This window comes from Chryseobacterium endophyticum (assembly GCF_056333165.1).
In genome coordinates this window covers 1-19235 of record NZ_JBWGXE010000007.1, presented here as the reverse complement: position 1 = coordinate 19235, position 19235 = coordinate 1, and the positions used below count along the sequence as shown (strand labels likewise).

The window sequence follows — 19235 nt, the reverse complement described above, 5'->3', positions numbered from 1 at the left end:
GGAAAAACATTTAACTTTAAACTCTAAAACTCTAAAACTCTAAAACCTTAAAAACTCGCCTTCACCTGCATACTTCCGATATGGATCGTGCGGTCTCCTGAATTTCGGCCTTCGTAATTTAAATTTAATTGAAGGAATGAATTGATCGCCTGCTGAATAAATACGCTCCAGACCTGGTTTTTTCCGGGCTTAAGTCCGTCGAGCATCTGGTTGCCGACAATGCTGAAATTGTTTCCCGTAAAATTGTTGTTGATAAATGAAAAGTTTCCCCTGATGGAAGTCTTTCTGCGTTCCCACTGAATGGTTCCCGTAATATCGAATGCCTTGAGAAGCTCTTCGCCGTCGATCCTGTCTTTTTGCCGGAAAGCAGAAGAAAGCTCAGCCTGGATCGCATCGGTAAATTTGTACGTGGCTTTGGGTTTTGTTTCAAAATTATTCAGGCGGTAATCCCTGGTGGTGAACAGCTGCGAAGAATTCCGGATGTCGTGAACGGAGTTTTCCCAGTCGATCCTGAATTCTTTATTAAACCAATACCCTATATTCAGAAAGTGTGAAATCTGCTCCCGTTCTTCATTACTGAAATTGGCATTGATGAGGTTGTCGTTTGAAATAAACCGGTAGTTACCGTTCCAGCCGGATTTTTCCGTCGGGCTGAATTGTGCGGATGCCAGAATGTTCTGATTTTTAAGAATCTGATCATCATTTTTTTCAAATGGATTTAAAACGAGAACTTTATCCTTTTTGTAGAACGAGTTTTGAGAATTTAATGAAACATTAAAATTCCAGCGCTTTAAAAATTTATTTTCCGAATTGAAAACGATCGAAGGATTGACAAACAAAGCCAGCTGAATTTTGTTTTTGTTGGAAGGAATATACCGTACGGAATTGGTGTAAATCCTGATGTATTGTGCCAGATCCGAGTATTCTGCGATTTCAAATTCGTCGAGCTGCTGAACACCGTCCCCGTTGTAATCGGTCCATTTGTAAATACCTTGCCCGTCCGTTACCTTTATATACTGGAATTCCCGTTGCGCTTCCTGCCCGTTTCCGAGTTCATAGAAAGCCTGAAGACGCATTCCGTTTCTGAAAAGCTGCTGGTTGTACAGAATATTCCCTACGACGAAATCATTGTTTCTGGAAGCATCGGCATCCTGATTCTGGTAAAAGAACTTACGGTAATGGAGCAGGGCATTCAGTGTCGTTTTTTCTGTTTTAATGATCTGGCTTTCCGCCATAAATCCCAGGATATTGTTCATGCTTTGAAGCCTGTTGTCGCGTACCGAATCATTGTCCCTCATATATACTTTGGTCAGTAGCTTTGTTCTCGCGCTGTCTCCGATCTTTTTCTGAACAAAAATTTCTCTCCAGCTAAAGCTGGTGACATCCATCAGCTGGGTATCGTTGTATTTTTTTTCGTTGTGTTCCATGCTTCCGCCGACTGCCCAACTTCCTTTTTTGCCGGTAAATTCAGTAGATACACCTCCGCGGATGAATTTTGTATCCTGGAGAACAGCATTGGTATTCAGGTAAGAAAGATTTCCTTTGGTAAAGAATTTTCCACTGATCCACCCGAAATCGAGATCATTCTTTATTCCCTTATAAGAGTCCTGTTCGTCAAGGTAATTGATCCTGTAATTTAAGGTTGATTTATTATTCCATTTATTTAAAAAGCTGAAAATAAACCTGTTCTGGGTTCTGCCGCTGAATTCCTGGGCGAGGTTGAAATCCCTGGAAAATTCTACATCGTTGATCCTGTCTAAAATATGAAACTGCCGGTCGATGTACTGGTATTCAAAATTCGGAGTACCTTTCCAGTTGTTTTTGGTGAATGTTTTATTTCCGAAAATGCGCCACGCATATCCGATGTTCTGGTCAGAATCTTTAGAGGAGAAAAGATTGACATCATAGTTGCTTAAGGAGATGTCTGCCCCTATTTTACCGTCCTTCAACGCATATTCGGAATTTAATGAGTACACCTGCGACTTTTCCGGCGAAGGAAGTTTCCGCACGGCCCGGTAATCTCCCATATTTGGCCCTGCATATTCGAAAACGCGGCCGTTATTCGTGGTTTGTGTAATTTTATAATCTCCCAGGTTGGCCCCAAAATAAGTAAAGGAAACGGTATATAAAGTCTGGGTAGCATCCGTTGAGAACTGATAATAATTCCCGGCCGGATCCTGAACCATCCTGTAAAGAATTTTATTGACATCATATTCCGTAACGACACCGGAAGGGGCGTACATCAGGTTGGGATTATTTCCTGCCTCTGCCAGAATCTGCTGATCTTCAGGGGAGAGATTCAGGGCCAACGGCGCATTTTTATTGTCGTTTTCCATAAACCAGTTGAGCCCGAGTTTCAGCTTTTCTCTTTTGTGCTCAACTTTTCCGGTGAATAGATATCTGGAATAATTCCGGTTGGTATAATTGTATGAAATCGTAATGAAATTCTGCTGGAAAATAGGTCGGAAACTGGTAAAGGTCACTTCACCCGTATTGTAATTGATGATGTAATCCTGGTTTTCTCCGCGCTTCATCAAAATTCCGTCAATGAAAACCTGTTCCGAACCTGAGATCAGGGTAATAAACTGTTCCCCGTTTTTTCCGGTAAGACGGTAAGGTCCCTGGTTTCCTTCAACCCCCTGGAAACGGATCCTGTGAAATTCACTTCGTGCCACTCCCATTGAGATATCGACGAATGTTTTATTCTCTTTCCCGAATTCGGTCTGGAACTCAAGCCCCATGCTTCTTCGCTGATATTTGGCAAAATAATTTTTGGCTTCCACGAGATCGAGATGGCCGGCTCTCAGGATCGATTTATCCTTAATATTGAGCTGCATATAGATCTTGTCGAATTCTTCAAGAGTTTGGGTATATCCGTCGGCTTGGATAGGTAAATTGTGATCTGAAATACTGGCCAGGATCGTTACGTCTTTAGATAGTCTCCCTGAGATTTGCAGATCCATGGAACTTTGTACCGACTGGCCCTGGTTGTTTCCAAAGGTAATTCCGCGGATGATGGATCCTTTGGAATTTAACTCTCCTAAAAATCTTTTTTTATCATTTTTGGCCAGAACTGCTTCGTCAACGATGATCCGGTTGCTGGTTTTCACAAAATCCATCGTGTCTTTTACGAAAATATCCTGCTCGAATTTTGCGGCCAGTATGCTATCCTGCCGGATGCTGTCCTGTCTGATGCTGTCCTGCGGAAGGTTCGGATTTTTCCACGTGAATATCTGAGCATTTCCGGAGAATATGCCCATAAAAATAAACACGAATATCAGGATGTAATTCCGCAAGCCTTTAGAAATAATCGGTAAAAATACTTAAAATTACTTAGATAATTTGTCTGAATGTGATTAACAAAAAATTAACGTATTTATTGCGTAATATTGAAAAATTAGTGTATTTTCGCAGTGAAAATTAATAATTATTAAATTTTAACACATGAAAAAAAGTTATTCTCTAATGGCCGTGGCAGTCACGGCTTTTCTATCCGCCCAGGGTTCCGAATCATTCACTAATTTATCAGCGACTTCTTCCTCGTATACCAGCGGCAGCTATAACGGTGACAATGCGGTAACCTGGACTTTTTCAGGAGCACGGAAAGTGACAAGTACCGACAATATCACAGCAACATCCGTCGGTTTCGGCGAAAGCGGAACAAGAAAAATCAGCGCAAATTCAGGGACAAATGGAGTAGGGAGTCTGACATATACCGTCAGATCGTATTTTACATCCGGGACAGCGTCCAACAGAACTTTAGAAGTCTATGTAAACGGCACCAATGTCGATACGTATACCCTTGCGGCTATGAATACGAACTATACCCGAACGGTCAATGTAGATGTCTCCGGTGATGTTCTTATTGAATTCCGGTCGGCAGGATCGAAACAGATTGTTCTGGATGATGTTTACTGGACGCAGTTCTCCGGGAGTCTGGCCGTCAGTAATTTAGCTAAAAATAAAGACTTTTTCGCGAAAAATTCATTCGTGAAAAATGGAGAAATTACATTCGGAGCCCAGGCTAAAGATGTGAAAGTATTCGACATGTACGGGCAAGTTGTAAAAACGGGTTCTGTAAAAGAAAACGAATCACTGGATGTTACTGAATTACAGAAAGGGAATTATATCGTAACGGCTACCGTAAACAATCGGCCGGTTTCTCAAAAAATACTCAAAGACTAATTTAACATTAAAAACGAAATGCCTCAGATCAATCAGCTTGAGGCATTTTTTTTGTTTTAATTTAATACCATCCTCTTCTGGCGGCATTGATAATAGAGCTCAGATTAAGGACCAATGTATACCGTATGCGTTTGGCATAGTCTTTAAAACCGGGCTCAAACCCAAGTGAGGATTGTACGGGAAAATAGATTTCAAGAAAATCAGGAATCACCCGTACTTTTATACCGCTGTCCCAGATAAATTTCGTAGGCTGATTTTTGTTGTCATAAATTCCGGCATCTGCATACACATGGAAAATTTTCCATACACTGGTGTCCACGTTTACTGAAGTGATCCATTTATTGACGGTTCCGGGGATAAAAGACTTAAACCCGCCGTCTGCGAGGATAAACTGCTGTGAAAGAATTCCGCCGGTTGCACTCTGTCCCAGGAGGTTGTAGGAAAAAGAGTAATCGGAAACCCTAGAAATCCCATAATCAAAAGTGCTGTTGCGCGTGTTGTTTTTCACAAAATATCCGGCAAAAAGACGCACACTGAGCTTTTGTCTGGGCGCAAACTCCCAGCGGTAAAAGCCCTCTGCCGTTACTTTATGGAAATCTTCCATCCATTGGGTGCTTACGCCGAGGCTTTTCTCATGGATGCTCTGGCTGTCATTATATCCGTAACCGATGCTCCACAGGCTGTATTTGTCATAATCGTTATTCGCTATCATCAGCGGACTGAGATCCCGTTCAAAATAATTGTACGAAACCCCGAGACTTCTGCCAACTGTGCTTCGCGGATTTTTCCTGAAGTTGAAATTCGAATATACGGAACCTTTGCGGTACGCCAGGTCATAATCATAATGAAAGTAAGATCCCGAAACACCGAAAGTCAGGCTTCTGAATATGCTTTCTGCGGGAAGGAAAGAGTAGGCGACTGCTCCTGAGCCGGTAAGCTGTCCCGTTCCGGTACTGTAGGTCGGCGTAAACGAGTACAAAAACTTCTGATCAAAAAAAGACTGGTTTTTAAAATTAAATCCGATCAGGAATTTATCGTAGGTGTTGTTGAAACGTACTCTGGGGCTTACATAGATTTCGTTGAACTCAGGGTTCGGAATATCTTTGATCAGCTTGAGCTTAATTTTTCTCATGTTGGAAAAAAATCCTTTGGCATACAGGAAGTTATCCCTGTAGTTTGCTTCCGGGAAAATATACTCGTCGTTCAGCGTAATTTTATGGGTGTTGAAATCCGGAATCGATATCACAGCATTCTTTTTATTTTCTTCCGTTTCTACCCAGTATTCTTTTTTCTCCCCTTCTTCCGATTCGGTTTCAAGTTTCACAGGAATGTTGGAAGGCGTGTTTTTCTGAATTCTTACCGTAAGCGAATCTCCTTCTTTTTTAAATCTTTTAAGCTTAAAATTTACCCTGTTCTTATGTTGTAAAAACTCTGACAGGTAAGCGGTTCTTTTGTCTTTTTCGGCTAATTCTTTTATGAAATCATTAGGGTCGGTTTCTTTGTCCGTGTGCTTTGCGATGAAACTCTGAACCAGCGCATCAAAATTTTCATAACCCATTTTATCCGCTGAGTAATTGAATAAAGTCCCTGTTTCAAAACTGCTGATGGCCATGTCGTTAAAATTGCTCAGGACCGCATATTTTTCAGTGATTTTCTGGTCAAGATTCTGCGACATGATATACTGGTAGGTAAGTCCGTATCGCTCAATGAGCTTTACTTCCGAGGCATGGAAGAGTTTTAAAGGCTTTACCCCGAAAATTTTAGTTTCCGGCAATGTGCCTAATAATTTGGTATCTGAATAAAATTTCTTTAAATACTGGATTTCCAGATAAGATTTTAATCCGTTTTTAAACCAGTGGTTATTCTGTTTGTCTGTAATGATGCTTTCATCCAAAACCTTTTTGGCCACAATGCCGAAATAATCCATATCAGTCTTCTGTTCATCCGTAAACAGCTGGAATCGGAATTTCCAGAACGTAATGTCATTGTTTCCGAAAAAATCTTCTTTCGCCCTGAATTTATCCGAAATAAAAATTCTTTCGGGAATCGTTCCGATCCTGTCTTTGATAAATTTCAGGTGAAGCGGGAGGTAAAATTCCAGATTTTGTTTTTCTTCCGGTTTCAGATTATAGCCGAACTTTATTTCGGTTTTTACATCCGCCGTGTTGATATTGATGGACGGATATTCATTCTGCGAGATGAGGAATTCGGGATCAGAATCAAGATATCCCTTAAAAGAATTCATCTGAAACTGCCGTAGATTACTTTCAATAAAAGAATTGACGGGAAGATCAAAATTTACCGTCCAGTATGTATTAAAGCTCACCGATTCTTCAATATCGTGGTAATCTCTTTTGGAAATATTGTCCGGATCAAAATGATCCGGAACAATAAAGAAATATTTTAAAGCAACGTTCGTATCGGAAGTTCCGTACCCGGTAAATTTTTTATCGGGAAGCTGGATTTCGTATTGCAGATTTAATTTTACCTGTTCGCCAGGTTTTAACACTTCTTTCAGCGGGATGAAAAAATTTTCATCTGAAGTACTGCTTACCGGAATTTCCTGGTCAGCGTTTTTTATATTTAAGTTTAATAATTTTCCAAGCTCGCTTTTTTCTGCAAAATGGAGATCTGTATTCCGGTCTTCGAGTTTTCGGTAGACCAGTGAAGTGCCTCTTTTTTGGTAGGCGGATACCCAATTCAAAAGCTTTACCGTATTAAGGTCGTGCTTTGAATTGTTATAATAAACCATTTCCTGGCTAACGCTGAGCCTTTTTTTGTCGGAAGACAGTTTTGCTTCAATATAAATGCTGTCTTTCTGTGCAGAAACTTCTGCAACACCCAAAAACAAAGCAAGACCAATACAAATATTTCTCAAGTAACTGTGATATGGTTCAAATATAACTTATTTTGCAGAAAGTTTGTTGAATTTTAAATTAACTCTGGGTTAGTTTTTTGGCAGAGAATTCAAATAGGCATTCCAGCCTTCGTTTTTGTACGTAACGGCAGCTTCAGCAGGATCTTCAGATTTGTAAATACCCCTTCCTACGATGATAAAGTCTGTATGCAGTGTTTTAAACACATGCTCAGGCGTGTTGTACTGCTGGCCTTTTCCGTCCCCCGAATCTGCAAGATTTACTCCCGGAGTGAATAACAGCATTTCTTCAGGAAGCGGATTCTGGGATACCCCTCCGATAACATTAGGATGTGAAGCTGCCACTTTCAGAGCCTCCTCTCTATACGCACTCGTCGTTAAAGTCCCTTTCGATGACATCCCGATAATGGCGACAACGCCTACATTTTTGAAGCAGTCTAACGATTCGAAGCCCCCGATAACCTGTGAGGTTACGAAATCTGCCCAGTCTGTAATTTTAAATACTCCGCTTGTAAACTGCAGTTCCTGGGTATTTCCGATGTCTGCAAATTTACGGTCTTCCATAAGGAGGAAATTATGTTTTGCGGCCAAAGCTTTTAGCGGCGTAATGGTCTTTTCGTATTCGAAATCAGAAATAATATCGATATGCGTCTTTAAAGCAATCACATGCGGACCCACTTTTTCAGCCAGATCAAGCAACTCCTGAGTGGTGGTAACATCGGCGGAAGCTATTAAATTCGATTGCTTAGCCAGTGCGGTTTCAAGAAGCTTTTTAGACACGGAATGCTGTCCTGCTGAAAGTTTTTGCTCATAAGATGCTCTTTTCTCCTCTTCAAACTGGATGTGATTTCCATGTAAAAAATCCTGGATTCTTTTCACTTCGTCGTCAGACAGTTCTCCGTTCTCCTGGAGAATAGTACATACTTCAGAGATGTTGAATAAGGTATGAACGCGATATCCTTTACTTTCGAGAAGTTCTTTTCCGCCCTGTTCGCGGTCTAGAACAACAACGATGTCAGCAACTTTGAGGTCTTCCTGTTCTACTTCTGCGATCGTTTCGATCAGAGATTTTCCTGATGTGATGACGTCTTCCACCAAAAGGCAGTTCTGTCCTTTCTGATAAATTCCTTCAATCAGTTTTTTCGTGCCGTAATTCTTGGCTTCTTTTCTTTTTATAATTAATGGAATATAGCTTTCAAGAGACATGGCTGTGGCCATCGGAAGGGCAGCGTAAGGAACTCCGCAGATCAGATCGAAATTATCCAGCGGAAGCATTTCCAGAAGGTAATTGGCCAGGTTTTTTAAAATTTTCGGATCTGAAGCCAAAGGTCTTAAGTCAACATAAAAAGGACTTTCGATGCCGCTTTTTAATGTAAATCTTCCAAATTTGATGATGCCCAGTTTATAGCACTCTAAAAAGAATTCTTTTTTACTTTCCATTATTTTTTATTAGATGTTGCAAATTTAAGGAAATGATGTTGAAAGTCAATTGCGAATTTTACTTCGTCAGTCAATTGTCAATTTTTTTGATGTTAAATTTTAAATTAAGCCATTGAGTTATTCATTATTCATAAAAAAACATCCCAAAGGATGTTTTTATTATTTTACAATTTCGGCATCGATCACTTTCGTATTGCCGTTACTGTATTTTCGTTCGGCCTCCCACAGCAGGAATTTGTCTACTTCCCTGATAAGCTTTGGAATGGTAATCGATAAAACAGCAAGATCATCCAAAACTCCGATCACCGGAACGGCGACTTCCGGCAGAAGGTCGATGGGAGAGATAATATATAAAACGCCCAGCAACGGAAGGATAATATCAATGGATCTCATCGGGTATTCTCCTTTTCTCCACATTCTTACCATTCTGAAAATGTCAGGGATTTTTCTGACAAAACCTTTATGATTGATGGCCTCTTTAGCGAGGCTTAACTTTGAATATTTCATTTTGTGCCTGATTTAATAATTCTTCAATGGTACTTATTTGACAAATTCCATACCAAGGGATTCTTATTAAAAGTTAAATTATTTAATGATATTATCAATAAACTGATGTACCGATTCTGTATTCCAGTCTCTTGAGGCATCTTCTTTAATGATGATTCTTCCGTCTTTGTCAAGCAGATACGTTGTCGGGAAAACTTTCGGCAGGATTTTCTCAGAAATCGGACTTTGGGCAATATAAACGGGAACGCTATAGTTATTTTCCTTCAGGAATTTTCTTACGGCATCTTCTTGGTCATTCATGGCGATCAGGACAAAATCGACATTGTCTTTGCGGGTATCATACAATTTTTGGATCGAGGGCCATTCTTTGCGGCACGGCGGACACCATGTTCCCCAGAAATTCAGGAATACGGCCTTGTCTTTAAAAGCTTTAAGATTGGTGCTGGGAACATTGATTCCCTGAAGGTCGATATCGTAATCTTCATCACTGACATGCACTGCATTTTCGATCGTTGCAATCGGGAAAAAGGTGTCCTGAAGTTTTTCCTTCACGCCCGGAACAAATGCAATGACTGCAATAACGGCGATCAATACAAGATAAATGAGATTTTTTTTCATTTTATTAAATGATTTAAACTATAGCAATTCCAAAATTTCCTGCACGGCATCTTTACCTCTGTTTTTGGCATAATAGATCTGCAGATCGTTGTAAAACATATCTTTAGTGTACGTTTCCGGATCGGCTTTGTACTTGCCCAGCAATTCTCTACCATATTCAGGACGCGGTCCCCATGAATTTTTTACCTTAAAATCTTTATCCAGGATAATCACTTTCGGAATAGATTCTGTTCCGTTGGTCAGGAATTGATTAATTAAGCTTTTATCACTGTCTCTGAGAAAGATCCTCACTTCATTTTTTCCTTCGAAAAACTTCACCAGAGCCGGCACGGTAGCACTTGCGTCACCACACCATACTTCCGAGATGATCAGGATTTTTCCGTCAAAGTTTTTTGCTTCAAGTTCTTTCAGCTGACTTTCATCGGGAATATATTTTTTCAACGTTCTGTCGATTCTTTGTAAGCCAAGCTCGTAGTATTGTTTATAGTCGGCCTCCTGTTGGCTGGCGGGATTTTCCAGTCTATTTTTTCCTGTTTTTACATACTCTTCGAAAGAGATCCCCTGTGCCCAGTAATTTTCCATTACTTTGAATGTTTGTATTAAAAATGATTGATATTTCTTGTTTTGTTAATGAGATAGAGATCCGCCAGCACAAACGCTGCAAGGCTTTCCACCACAGGTACCGCCCGCGGAAGGACACAAGGATCATGACGGCCTTTTCCTTCGACAATAACAGGGTTTCCTTCCTGGTCAATACTTTCCTGCGGTCTCAGAATAGTCGCCACAGGCTTAAATGCCACCCGGAAATAAATGTCCATTCCATTGGAAATACCGCCCTGGATTCCTCCTGATAAATTGGATTTTGTTGTAAAATCTTCATTAAAAAGATCGTTATGTTCCTTGCCGGTCATTTTGGCGCCACAGAATCCGCTTCCGTATTCAAAGCCTTTTGCGGCATTGATGTTCAGCATGGCTTTGGACAATTCTGCCTGCAGTTTTGAGAAAACAGGTTCCCCGATTCCCACCGGAACATTTTTGATAACACAGGTAATGGTCCCGCCGATCGTATTTCCTTCTTTTTTGATCTCTTTTATTCTTTCGATCATTTTCTCTGCTGTTTCAGAATCTGGACACCGTACTTCATTGCTTTCTGTTTTTGAAAAGTCAAGCGCCTGGTAGGGCTTTTCACAGAAAATGTCGCCGACGGAGGAAACGTAAGCATTGATTTCGATACCCGATAAAAGCTGCTTTGCCAAAGCTCCGGCAACCACCCAGTTCATCGTTTCGCGCGCTGATGATTTTCCGCCTCCGCGGTAATCCCTTAATCCGTACTTCTGGTCATAAGTGAAATCTGCATGGCTTGGGCGATACGACCCGGCAATATGATCGTAATCCTTTGATTTCTGATTTTCATTTTCGATGATGAAACCGATAGGCGTTCCGGTTGTTTTTCCTTCGAAAATACCTGAAAGAAACTGTACCGTATCGCTTTCTTTTCTCTGGGTGACGATGGCCGATTGTCCAGGTTTCCTGCGATTAAGCTCGTATTGTATTTTATCGAAATCCACCGTTAAACCTGCCGGAAAATTATTGATGATACCCCCATAAGCCGGGCCATGACTTTCTCCAAATGTTGTAAGACTGAGAAGATTACCTAAAGTATTTAACATGATACAAATTTACAGCTTTTTCTTCAGATAAAGAACGATGGTTATTTGTTCTGATGATAGCTATTTTCTATAGAATGAATGATTTTTTGAGCTTCTATTTTCTCTTTTGAATTCAATGTTTTCCAGACAAAACCTTGGTATATATTTTTTTCATCTGCCATCTGTGGGAAAATACCGGCTTTTACATCATCAAAAATATAGCTTTCGGAAATGGCAGGTAATTTAGTGTCGAAATTATAAGGATATTTTCTGGAGATATGGAATGATAAATTTCCTACTTTATATCGGCTGTATTCCTGGTCTTGATAATGGGAAGGCATATAAATCTGCTCTTTTTTCATCTGGCCCATAAAAATTCCCAACCTGAAGCTGGGAATATAATTTTGGAGAACAGCCGGTACAGAAAAGAACCCGACGATAATGATGCTTAAAACTGAAAATAAGGCAACGGCCCTTGTTCTGTTAAAGTAATCGGTAAATAGTATAAAAAAGATGACAAAAAATACATCCACAAAGAACCGGTACTGTGCTGAAAATAAGATCACCAGGAGGCTTTTGACTACGATCGAAATACAGATCAGACTGATAATCCTGTTTTTTTTAATGAAACTGAACGCAATAAATATAACCAGGCTGATGATTAGAGAAATATTGATAACCGACTTTATTCCGTTCAGAAACAGCCAGTTTTTAATATAGTCGACTGCTGAAAATTTTGAAATTTCCTGGCAGGAATACTGCATGTCGTAGGTTTTCTGAATAGCGAATTGAGAAGAAATTTTTAATATTTCATTATTCGGTTTCCAGTGTACTCCCACATCTCCTACAGCAATGGGAAAAACAGGATATCCGAAGGTCCAGATATTTTTAATGAAAAATAAAATCAGAATTAAGAATCCGGGCAAGATCGATTTAACGGGCGTTTTGCTAGACTGAAATGAATAAAAAAAACTGACGGCCGGAAGCCAGATCATGGTCGGTTTTATCGCAAATACGAAAACAGAGCATGCAAATAACTCGGTGGCAGCTTTGTTTCCGTTTAAAATTTCATTTAAAATAAGCAAAGAACATAGGATAACTGGTAAATCAGGGCTTGGAGACTGCGAAAACAACAGCAATACAGGAACAAAACATAACTGGATCCAGCTTTTATTTTCTACAATGTATAAACTATAAATGATCAACAATAGTGAATTAATCCTAAGAAAAGGATCTGAAATATTTGAAAATCCTGCCTGGAAGATATGCCAAACCGACATCTGTCCTAAGGTCAGATCCAGATTTGCGATTCCTTTTACGATTCCGAATTCCGTGAGCCATTTGATGGTCGGAACATAATAACCGAAATGATCTAAAATAAAAGGGTAGCATGATCCGCAAAGTAAAATGACAAGAATACAGACGAGCAATAAGTAATTGTCTGATTCTTTATAAAGCAGGTTTTTGTATTCTTTGTTTTTAAAGAAAAAAAATAATCCTGTCAATATTGTCGGAATCTCTACGTGTGCGTTTAATGGAGTGAAAAAAGCCAGCACTGTCCATAAGATACTTATGCCCATAATTCCGTGAACTGCCTTTCCGGCGATACCGTTAAATGGGTTTTGCAGGAAAATATTCACCATGTTTCCCCAGCCCACCAAAGCAGGGATCAGAAAAACAGAAGAAAGGAGAATTAAAAGCATAAAAAAAGATTGCTTAAAAATAAGCAATCTTTCTAAAATATTGTAAAAAAAATTAATTACGTGGCTGTACTCTTCCGCTTTTTCTATCCTGTGCTCTACCCAGCGTATACCCTGTGGCACCACCGATTACACCACCAATAGCAGCACCGGCACCCGGACTTTTCTTATTCACGATCGCACCTAACGCAGCTCCACCTACGGCACCGATAATTGTTCCTTTAGCGGCTTCACTCATCCCTTTTTTCTGGGTTGTTCCCTGTGAAGCAGTACTTCCGTTATTAGCGTATGTACCATTGCTTGAACTCGAACTAGGTCGATCTCTGTACACGGTATGTGTCTCCCGAATGACCTGAGGTTTTGAATTGGCTGCAGCCGTTTTAGCTTTTTCAATATCAGCGATGCTGTCTGCCTTTTTCTGTGCTTCATAAGCCATTTTTTCTTTTTCAATGGCTAGTTTCTGCTTTTCAATTTCAAGCTGCCTCATCTGGAATTCCATTTTCTCTTGTTCCAGTGACTTTTCGGCAATCTGATCATCTTTTTTACAGGCTGTCAGTAAGAAAACTGATAGTACCCCTGTTAACACTATACTTTTCATAATTCAAATTTTAATAGGGTCCAAAGACGGACTTTGGTAGTATGGTATTTCCAATTATGAAGCCAAATTAATTTAAGAAATGTTAAATTTTTAGAAATAATCTTAAACATAAATGGTTTATTATTGACAATATCTTATAAATAGTGGGTTTTTGAGCAGTATGGAAATTATGGATTATGGCCAGATTTTGTTGATTTTTATGGTTGAATTAATGATCCCGGATCTGTTTATTCCGGCAAATCGTTTATTTGATGAGTATTCTGTTTAAAACAATTAATTAGTATTGACAAGTAAATCTACATATTTCATCTGATTATGATCTCGCTCATATGATGATTGTTTTTTTGTATATAATTTTGGCTTTATATCACACACCAAAAATTATTATATGAAAAAAATAATGCTTTTAGCACTAGGATTAAGTGTATTTGCAGTGAGCTGCAATAAGAAAGAAACGCAGAATGAAAACAATTCAATGAGTGATTCTGCTTCCACCGGAACAATGTCACCGGATAATACGACAACCGGAACATCGATGGATACAACGGCAAGCGTGAGAGACAGTGCTATGAATCAGGGTGCCGGAAACGGCAGTAATGCAACAACAGCTGACGGAGCCAACGGATCCAACCGTTCCGGAAACCGAAGTGATTCGGCAAGATAAGACACTTTTTTAGACCCCATATACCCTTTTTTAAACTCCTCACGACCCTTGAGGAGTTTTCTTATGCCATCAATTCAGTAATTTTTAATGTTATGTGATCCGGATCATAAAATTTGATACCCTTGGGTATTAATTTTACCTGAGAATTAATTAATTGATTCTATAAAAATTTTTTTTCATCATTTGTATTTTTTTCAAGGTCTCCGATTGGGGACCTTATTTCTTTGGCTCACCGTCGCTTTATTGTCTGGATCCTTTGGGATCATAGTATTCTAAATAAATAAGATCGTCATCTTCTGTCTATATTTTTTTAATTATCACATTTTCAAATATTTATAAAATAGAGTGAAAGCTATGACCGCGATTGACATGTTCTGACCGGTTTTGACCTGTTCCGGAGGTGCTTTCTTCGGGTCTTCTTCGGATCACCTTCGGGAAGGCTTCGGAAAAACGGTACTTTTTCCGAAGCCTTCCCGAAGAACTCCCGAAGGATAGCAAAAGAATCCGGATTTTTTTTTTGAGAAATTTTCTGTGTTTTTCTGTGTTTTGTTTTTTACTTTATTTTCATTTATTGGAGATTAATTTCAGTTAAAATTTATTTGGATAAGAATAAAAATAACCTGCTGTTGATCAGCTGTTAATATTATTCAAAAGAGCTTGGGTTCGGAATTTTCCATTGCTATAAATTCTTTAGTAATCTATGGTTGTGGTATTTTATTTTTTTCTAAATTCGTTTCAGGTTTAAAAAACACAATCAAAATTTAACAACCAAAAACGTAATCTTTTATCATGATCAAAGTGTTTTATGACCTTAAATGAAAGATTATTTGTGAACAAGTTGGTATTTGGATGAGAAACCTAAAATCTGTAATGTAAAGGTTGATTTTGAAATGTTTGTGTTGAAATAGTCTCTAGTTTGCAGATGTTGCGGATTTTGTTTGATAAGATTTAATGGCATGACGGATTTGTAATCCTTATTCACTAATGAAATATCAGTAATGAATAATGAGACATGGAAAGAATCTACATTCGTCAATAAAAAAACAGTATGGAAAAAGAATTTTTTAATCCCTCACAATCGGGTTCATCCCGCATATTTGAAGACTGGCTTCACGATAAGACCAATCCTCTGGTGTATTGCCTTCTCACTTTGGAAGGCAAAGAATTTTTAAGAAAAAACAGCTGTTCGGTAGAACTTATTCAGAAAACCAATGACCACGATAGCTTTACGATCGTTGTTCCGGATGACGCTTTAGACAGTTTGCACGGTTACGTCATGGAAAACTCAAAAAATCTTCTGGGTAAGGAGATCGGCATCGCTTACTGGTGTTTTGGAGAACTGCGGCATTACTTCAGGGGTATTGTCGGCAGGATCAGAAATAAAAAGGACGAAGGCGGTGGCTATGGAGATCTTTATATAACGGGATATGCCCCAAGTATTTTGCTGGAAAGCGGAAAAGACTGCCAAAGTTTCGAAGATAAAACCCTTGAGCAGATTGTAAAACAGGTAACCGAAGAATATTCCCAGGAAGCAAAAGTGGAAATATCCTCCAATTATTTGAATGAATACAACAGGAGAAGGCTTCCCTATACGGTTCAATATAAGGAATCCGATTATGAGTTTCTGCAGAGACTGGCAAAACGCCACGGCGAATTTTTCTATTACACCGGTGAAAAGCTGGTTTTCGGAAATGCGGTTCAGCCTCTTATAAAACTCGGCGAAAATGTAGATTTAATCGATATTGAACTTGAAATGCGGATGCAGGCTCAGGAATTTGTCTTCACAGGCTATGATGCTGTAAGCGGGTTGAAAATGGAAAAGGATAGCGGCAGTGAAAAGTCGGAATTCAAGGAAAGTCCGTTTCAGAGTATTGCAGTAATTGCATCCGGAAAGACTTTCAGGAAAAAGCCTAAAATGCATTTTAACCATACGGGGATCGGGGAATGGTCGGAAGATCATTTGAAAGAGGCTGTGCGTTTGGAAAAAGAAAAGCGTGAGAACCTGATGCAGGTAAAAGGAAGAAGCAAAACGCCCGAACTGAAGATCGGAGGCAGGGTGAAACTTTCGGATATCAACGGCAAAGCGATGGAAACCTACCGGATCTTAGAAATCAGGCACGTCTATGAGCCTGGTGATTATTACAATGAGTTTGTAGGGATCCCGGATCTGTTCAATGCCGCCCCATACATAGACATTGAAGCGGTACCGAAAGCCGAAGACCAGCCTGCAAGAGTGGTGGATAACAACGATCCGCTGGGAATGGGCCGAGTGCGGGTACAATTTCCGTGGCAGGAAAACAAAGGCCTGAAAACGCCCTGGATCCGACTGATACAGCCGCATGGCGGAGCCGGTAAAGGCTTCCATTTTATTCCTGAGATCGGTGAAGAAGTTCTCGTAAGCCACGAATCCCGGAATGCCGAGAAACCTTTTGTGACAGGAACGCATTATAACGGCTCGGAGACAAGCTCGTATCATACCAGTGGAAATGACAAAAAAGTGATTCACACCCGCAGCGGAACCAGGATTATTCTGAATGACGCGGAAGGTTCTGTTTTTATAGAAGATCCAAGTGGAAATACGTACCTGATGGATGGACAGGGAAATATCAATGTGAATGCACCGAAAAGCTTTACCGTGAATGCAGGAGAAAATATAAATTTTACAGCAGGAAAAAATATGAATATCAATATTGGAATGAACTCTAATGAAACTATTGGAATGAACAAAACTGTTGGCGTGGGAATGATGAAAATGTTATCCGTTGGAACAGATTTTATAACCAATGTCGTAGGGAAGCTTTCTCATTATGTAAAGGGAGATTTGGAAACTTATGCTGACAAAGAATATAAAACAATTGCAATAAAAGGTTTAAAAGTAAGTAGTGAAAGCACTATACAGCATCATGCAGAAAAAGAAGTACAAAATAATAGTGGTGAAAAGTCAAAAAATCATTAAAAAATGAGCATAGAATATTTTGTAGAAGGTAAAATAAAAACGCAGGTAAAAGGGGATTACCTAATATTTTCGAAGGAAAATATAGTCTACAACAGCTCTGCTTCAATAGAACAGCAAGGAAATAAAGCTGGTGTACAATATAAAGGGGCGAAGAAAATAAATCCAAATGATATTCCTAATAATTTAATTGAGGTAAGTCTAAATCTTTTCTTTGATGGTACCCAAAACAATAAAACAAATACTGAAGCAGGTAAAAATTATAAGAAATCTAATCATGAAGATGATAGCTACACTAATGATTATTCTAATGTAGCAAAGGGGTACGATGCACTAGACACTGCTGTTGAAAACCAAATTCGTATTTATATAGAAGGAATAGGAACCCAAGATTTGAAAAGTGATACGGTTTTACCAGGAGTAGCTTTAGGAATCGGAGATACAGGCGTAGAAGCAAAAGTAACAAAAGGATGCATACTGTCTGCTAAGAAACTTGCCAAATATACAGGTCAGCATATTCATCTGAAAGTAAATGTTTATGGTTTCAGCAGAGGGGCAACTGCAGCTAGACATTTTGTACATATTGCCACAACTCCTGCAATAAGAGCATATACCCAAGGAGGGCAGAAAATACAGGTTTCTCCTCCTTATGATAGGGGCGAAAAGGAGGAAAGCTATTTATTTACAGACAATGATGGCTCAAAAGATGCCTTTTTATCCAAATACGGATATTTCGGGGCGTGCTTATTGAAATCTGAAGTTTTGCCTAAAAAACTTACGATTAATTTTATCGGACTATATGATACCGTGGCATCTTTTGGAATTAATCATAGAGGAACTTTATTTGGCATAGACTTATACGGAAATGATACTAAGGACTTGGGGTTAGACTCAATCAATAAAGCATATTTTGTGCTGCAAATAGCAGCAGATGATGAATTCAGGGATAATTTCGATTTGACAAATATTCAGAGTGCGGGAGTAAAAGGTTTAGAATTTACATTACCGGGTGTTCATTCCGATATCGGAGGATGTTATGTAAACGAAATGCCAGAAACTGTGGATTTGTACAAAGAATATGGCAGTAAAAAGCAATGTGAAAGATATCGGAGTATATTGATAGAAGAAGGCTGGTACCAACCGGAAGAACTTAACATCCGATATATTCCTCCAGTTGCACGTGAGGCGAATGAAAGTTATATTTTAGTAGGTCATAGAAAAAATGTTTTTAATACGTATGACAAAGTTTCATTGAATACCATGTTATATTATTCTGCTCAGTTTAATGTTAAATATAAAAAAAGTAGAATAGAAAAGGATCATCAGATTAAAGACGAATTTTTAAGACGAATTTATAATAACCTGTTAGACTATATGTCAGCGTGTGGAACACTGAGAAATGATTATGTCGCAGCATATAATAAGACAGGTAGTTCTGGTGATTACATAGAAAAGATTAAGAAAATATGCTATGAGGATTTTTTCACAAATCCTAATGATTTAAAGACTTTGAGAAATAAATATCTGCATTGGTCTTCAAGCGTTACCAAATTTGGATTGGGCCCTAAGACTGGAAAGGTATCCAATGGAAAAGAACGTAAAAGAAACATACAGAATGGATAGTATAATTTACAAAATTACAGATTTGGTAAAGCAGCTGATACTTTTCACACTGTGCTTTAATCTTACACAATGTCAACAAATGAAAGAAAATGATCCTAAACTCGCTTTTCAGGTGGAGATTTGTAATCCTGTGGGAGAATATGATGTAACACCTGTTTATGATCAGATAAAAACTTTAGAAGGTACTCATGCTGGGCTTCCATATGGAAGTTCGTCAGGATGTTGGGGAGATTCAGGAGCAATATGGACAGAGCAATACGGAACACCTATTGGAGCAGATATAACCTACTATGCTGATTACGAAGATACATTTTATCGTTTGGATGTCAATTTTCCAATCGATACTATAAAAGATTATATGGAGCGGGCATATTCCCGCTGGGATGATCTGGACGGAGAAACTAAAGAATATAAAAGATTAGG

Annotated in this window: 13 protein-coding genes and 1 pseudogene; 5 read left to right on the top strand and 9 right to left on the bottom strand. The window is 39.1% G+C overall.

Going from position 1 to position 19235, the window contains the following annotated elements; all coding sequences use genetic code 11:
- Positions 1–47 precede the first annotated feature (47 nt).
- Positions 48–3260 carry a hypothetical protein gene (locus AC0N32_RS15215; protein ID WP_476394709.1) on the bottom strand — a complete coding sequence of 1071 codons (3213 nt, stop codon included), beginning with the start codon at positions 3258–3260 and terminating at the stop codon, positions 48–50.
- 184 nt (positions 3261–3444) lie between these two features.
- Here AC0N32_RS15215 and AC0N32_RS15210 point away from each other — a divergent pair, with 184 nt between their 5' ends.
- Positions 3445–4185 (top strand): T9SS type A sorting domain-containing protein, encoded by a 741-nt coding sequence (locus tag AC0N32_RS15210; RefSeq protein WP_476394708.1) that lies wholly within the window; start codon positions 3445–3447, stop codon positions 4183–4185.
- 61 nt (positions 4186–4246) lie between these two features.
- Here AC0N32_RS15210 and AC0N32_RS15205 read toward each other — a convergent pair whose 3' ends face one another.
- The 8 genes from AC0N32_RS15205 to AC0N32_RS15170 form a co-directional block, all read right to left on the bottom strand.
- Positions 4247–7063: a gluzincin family metallopeptidase gene (locus tag AC0N32_RS15205; protein ID WP_476394707.1), complete on the bottom strand. Its 2817-nt coding sequence runs from the start codon at positions 7061–7063 to the stop codon at positions 4247–4249.
- A 69-nt stretch (positions 7064–7132) separates the two neighbouring features.
- The gene (gene pyrF / locus AC0N32_RS15200; RefSeq protein WP_476394706.1) at positions 7133–8500 is read right to left on the bottom strand and encodes an orotidine-5'-phosphate decarboxylase; all 1368 of its coding nucleotides are present in this window, start codon (positions 8498–8500) and stop codon (positions 7133–7135) included.
- Between the two features lie 159 nt (positions 8501–8659).
- Positions 8660–9007, bottom strand: a complete 348-nt coding sequence (locus AC0N32_RS15195) for a YkvA family protein (RefSeq protein WP_476394705.1) — start codon at positions 9005–9007, stop codon at positions 8660–8662.
- A gap of 78 nt (positions 9008–9085) precedes the next feature.
- A complete protein-coding gene (locus tag AC0N32_RS15190; RefSeq protein WP_476394704.1) occupies positions 9086–9625 on the bottom strand; it encodes a TlpA family protein disulfide reductase in 540 nt (179 codons plus the stop codon).
- A gap of 18 nt (positions 9626–9643) precedes the next feature.
- Complete coding sequence (locus tag AC0N32_RS15185; protein ID WP_476394703.1) at positions 9644–10207, bottom strand: thioredoxin family protein; 564 nt, start codon at positions 10205–10207, stop codon at positions 9644–9646.
- A gap of 17 nt (positions 10208–10224) precedes the next feature.
- Positions 10225–11295: a chorismate synthase gene (gene aroC, locus AC0N32_RS15180; RefSeq protein WP_476394702.1), complete on the bottom strand. Its 1071-nt coding sequence runs from the start codon at positions 11293–11295 to the stop codon at positions 10225–10227.
- A 41-nt stretch (positions 11296–11336) separates the two neighbouring features.
- Entirely contained in the window at positions 11337–12977 is a 1641-nt protein-coding gene (locus AC0N32_RS15175; protein ID WP_476394701.1) for an LIC_10190 family membrane protein, read from the bottom strand.
- A 52-nt stretch (positions 12978–13029) separates the two neighbouring features.
- A complete protein-coding gene (locus AC0N32_RS15170) occupies positions 13030–13572 on the bottom strand; it encodes a YMGG-like glycine zipper-containing protein (protein ID WP_476394700.1) in 543 nt (180 codons plus the stop codon).
- Between the two features lie 388 nt (positions 13573–13960).
- Here AC0N32_RS15170 and AC0N32_RS15165 point away from each other — a divergent pair, with 388 nt between their 5' ends.
- From AC0N32_RS15165 to AC0N32_RS15150, 4 genes and pseudogenes are all read left to right on the top strand, one after another.
- Positions 13961–14236, top strand: a complete 276-nt coding sequence (locus tag AC0N32_RS15165) for a hypothetical protein (RefSeq protein WP_476394699.1) — start codon at positions 13961–13963, stop codon at positions 14234–14236.
- A gap of 1048 nt (positions 14237–15284) precedes the next feature.
- Positions 15285–17192 carry a type VI secretion system Vgr family protein gene (locus AC0N32_RS15160; protein ID WP_476394698.1) on the top strand — a complete coding sequence of 636 codons (1908 nt, stop codon included), beginning with the start codon at positions 15285–15287 and terminating at the stop codon, positions 17190–17192.
- A 3-nt stretch (positions 17193–17195) separates the two neighbouring features.
- Positions 17196–18812, top strand: coding sequence for a phospholipase effector Tle1 domain-containing protein (locus tag AC0N32_RS15155; RefSeq protein WP_476394697.1), 1617 nt, complete (start codon positions 17196–17198; stop codon positions 18810–18812).
- Positions 18775–19235: pseudogene (locus AC0N32_RS15150) on the top strand (hypothetical protein); the annotation flags it as partial. The gene AC0N32_RS15155 and the pseudogene AC0N32_RS15150, both read left to right, overlap by 38 nt.

Bases quoted from the DNA above. Each gene is read 5' to 3' on its own strand.
- AC0N32_RS15160 (WP_476394698.1), top strand. From the start codon at position 15,285: ATGGAAAAAGAATTTTTTAATCCCTCACAATCGGGTTCATCCCGCATA.
- AC0N32_RS15190 (WP_476394704.1), bottom strand. From the start codon at position 9,625: ATGAAAAAAAATCTCATTTATCTTGTATTGATCGCCGTTATTGCAGTC.
- AC0N32_RS15195 (WP_476394705.1), bottom strand. From the start codon at position 9,007: ATGAAATATTCAAAGTTAAGCCTCGCTAAAGAGGCCATCAATCATAAA.
- AC0N32_RS15175 (WP_476394701.1), bottom strand. From the start codon at position 12,977: ATGCTTTTAATTCTCCTTTCTTCTGTTTTTCTGATCCCTGCTTTGGTG.
- AC0N32_RS15185 (WP_476394703.1), bottom strand. From the start codon at position 10,207: ATGGAAAATTACTGGGCACAGGGGATCTCTTTCGAAGAGTATGTAAAA.
- aroC (WP_476394702.1), bottom strand. From the start codon at position 11,295: ATGTTAAATACTTTAGGTAATCTTCTCAGTCTTACAACATTTGGAGAA.
- pyrF (WP_476394706.1), bottom strand. From the start codon at position 8,500: ATGGAAAGTAAAAAAGAATTCTTTTTAGAGTGCTATAAACTGGGCATC.
- AC0N32_RS15170 (WP_476394700.1), bottom strand. From the start codon at position 13,572: ATGAAAAGTATAGTGTTAACAGGGGTACTATCAGTTTTCTTACTGACA.
- AC0N32_RS15210 (WP_476394708.1), top strand. From the start codon at position 3,445: ATGAAAAAAAGTTATTCTCTAATGGCCGTGGCAGTCACGGCTTTTCTA.
- AC0N32_RS15155 (WP_476394697.1), top strand. From the start codon at position 17,196: ATGAGCATAGAATATTTTGTAGAAGGTAAAATAAAAACGCAGGTAAAA.
- AC0N32_RS15165 (WP_476394699.1), top strand. From the start codon at position 13,961: ATGAAAAAAATAATGCTTTTAGCACTAGGATTAAGTGTATTTGCAGTG.
- AC0N32_RS15215 (WP_476394709.1), bottom strand. From the start codon at position 3,260: ATGGGCATATTCTCCGGAAATGCTCAGATATTCACGTGGAAAAATCCG.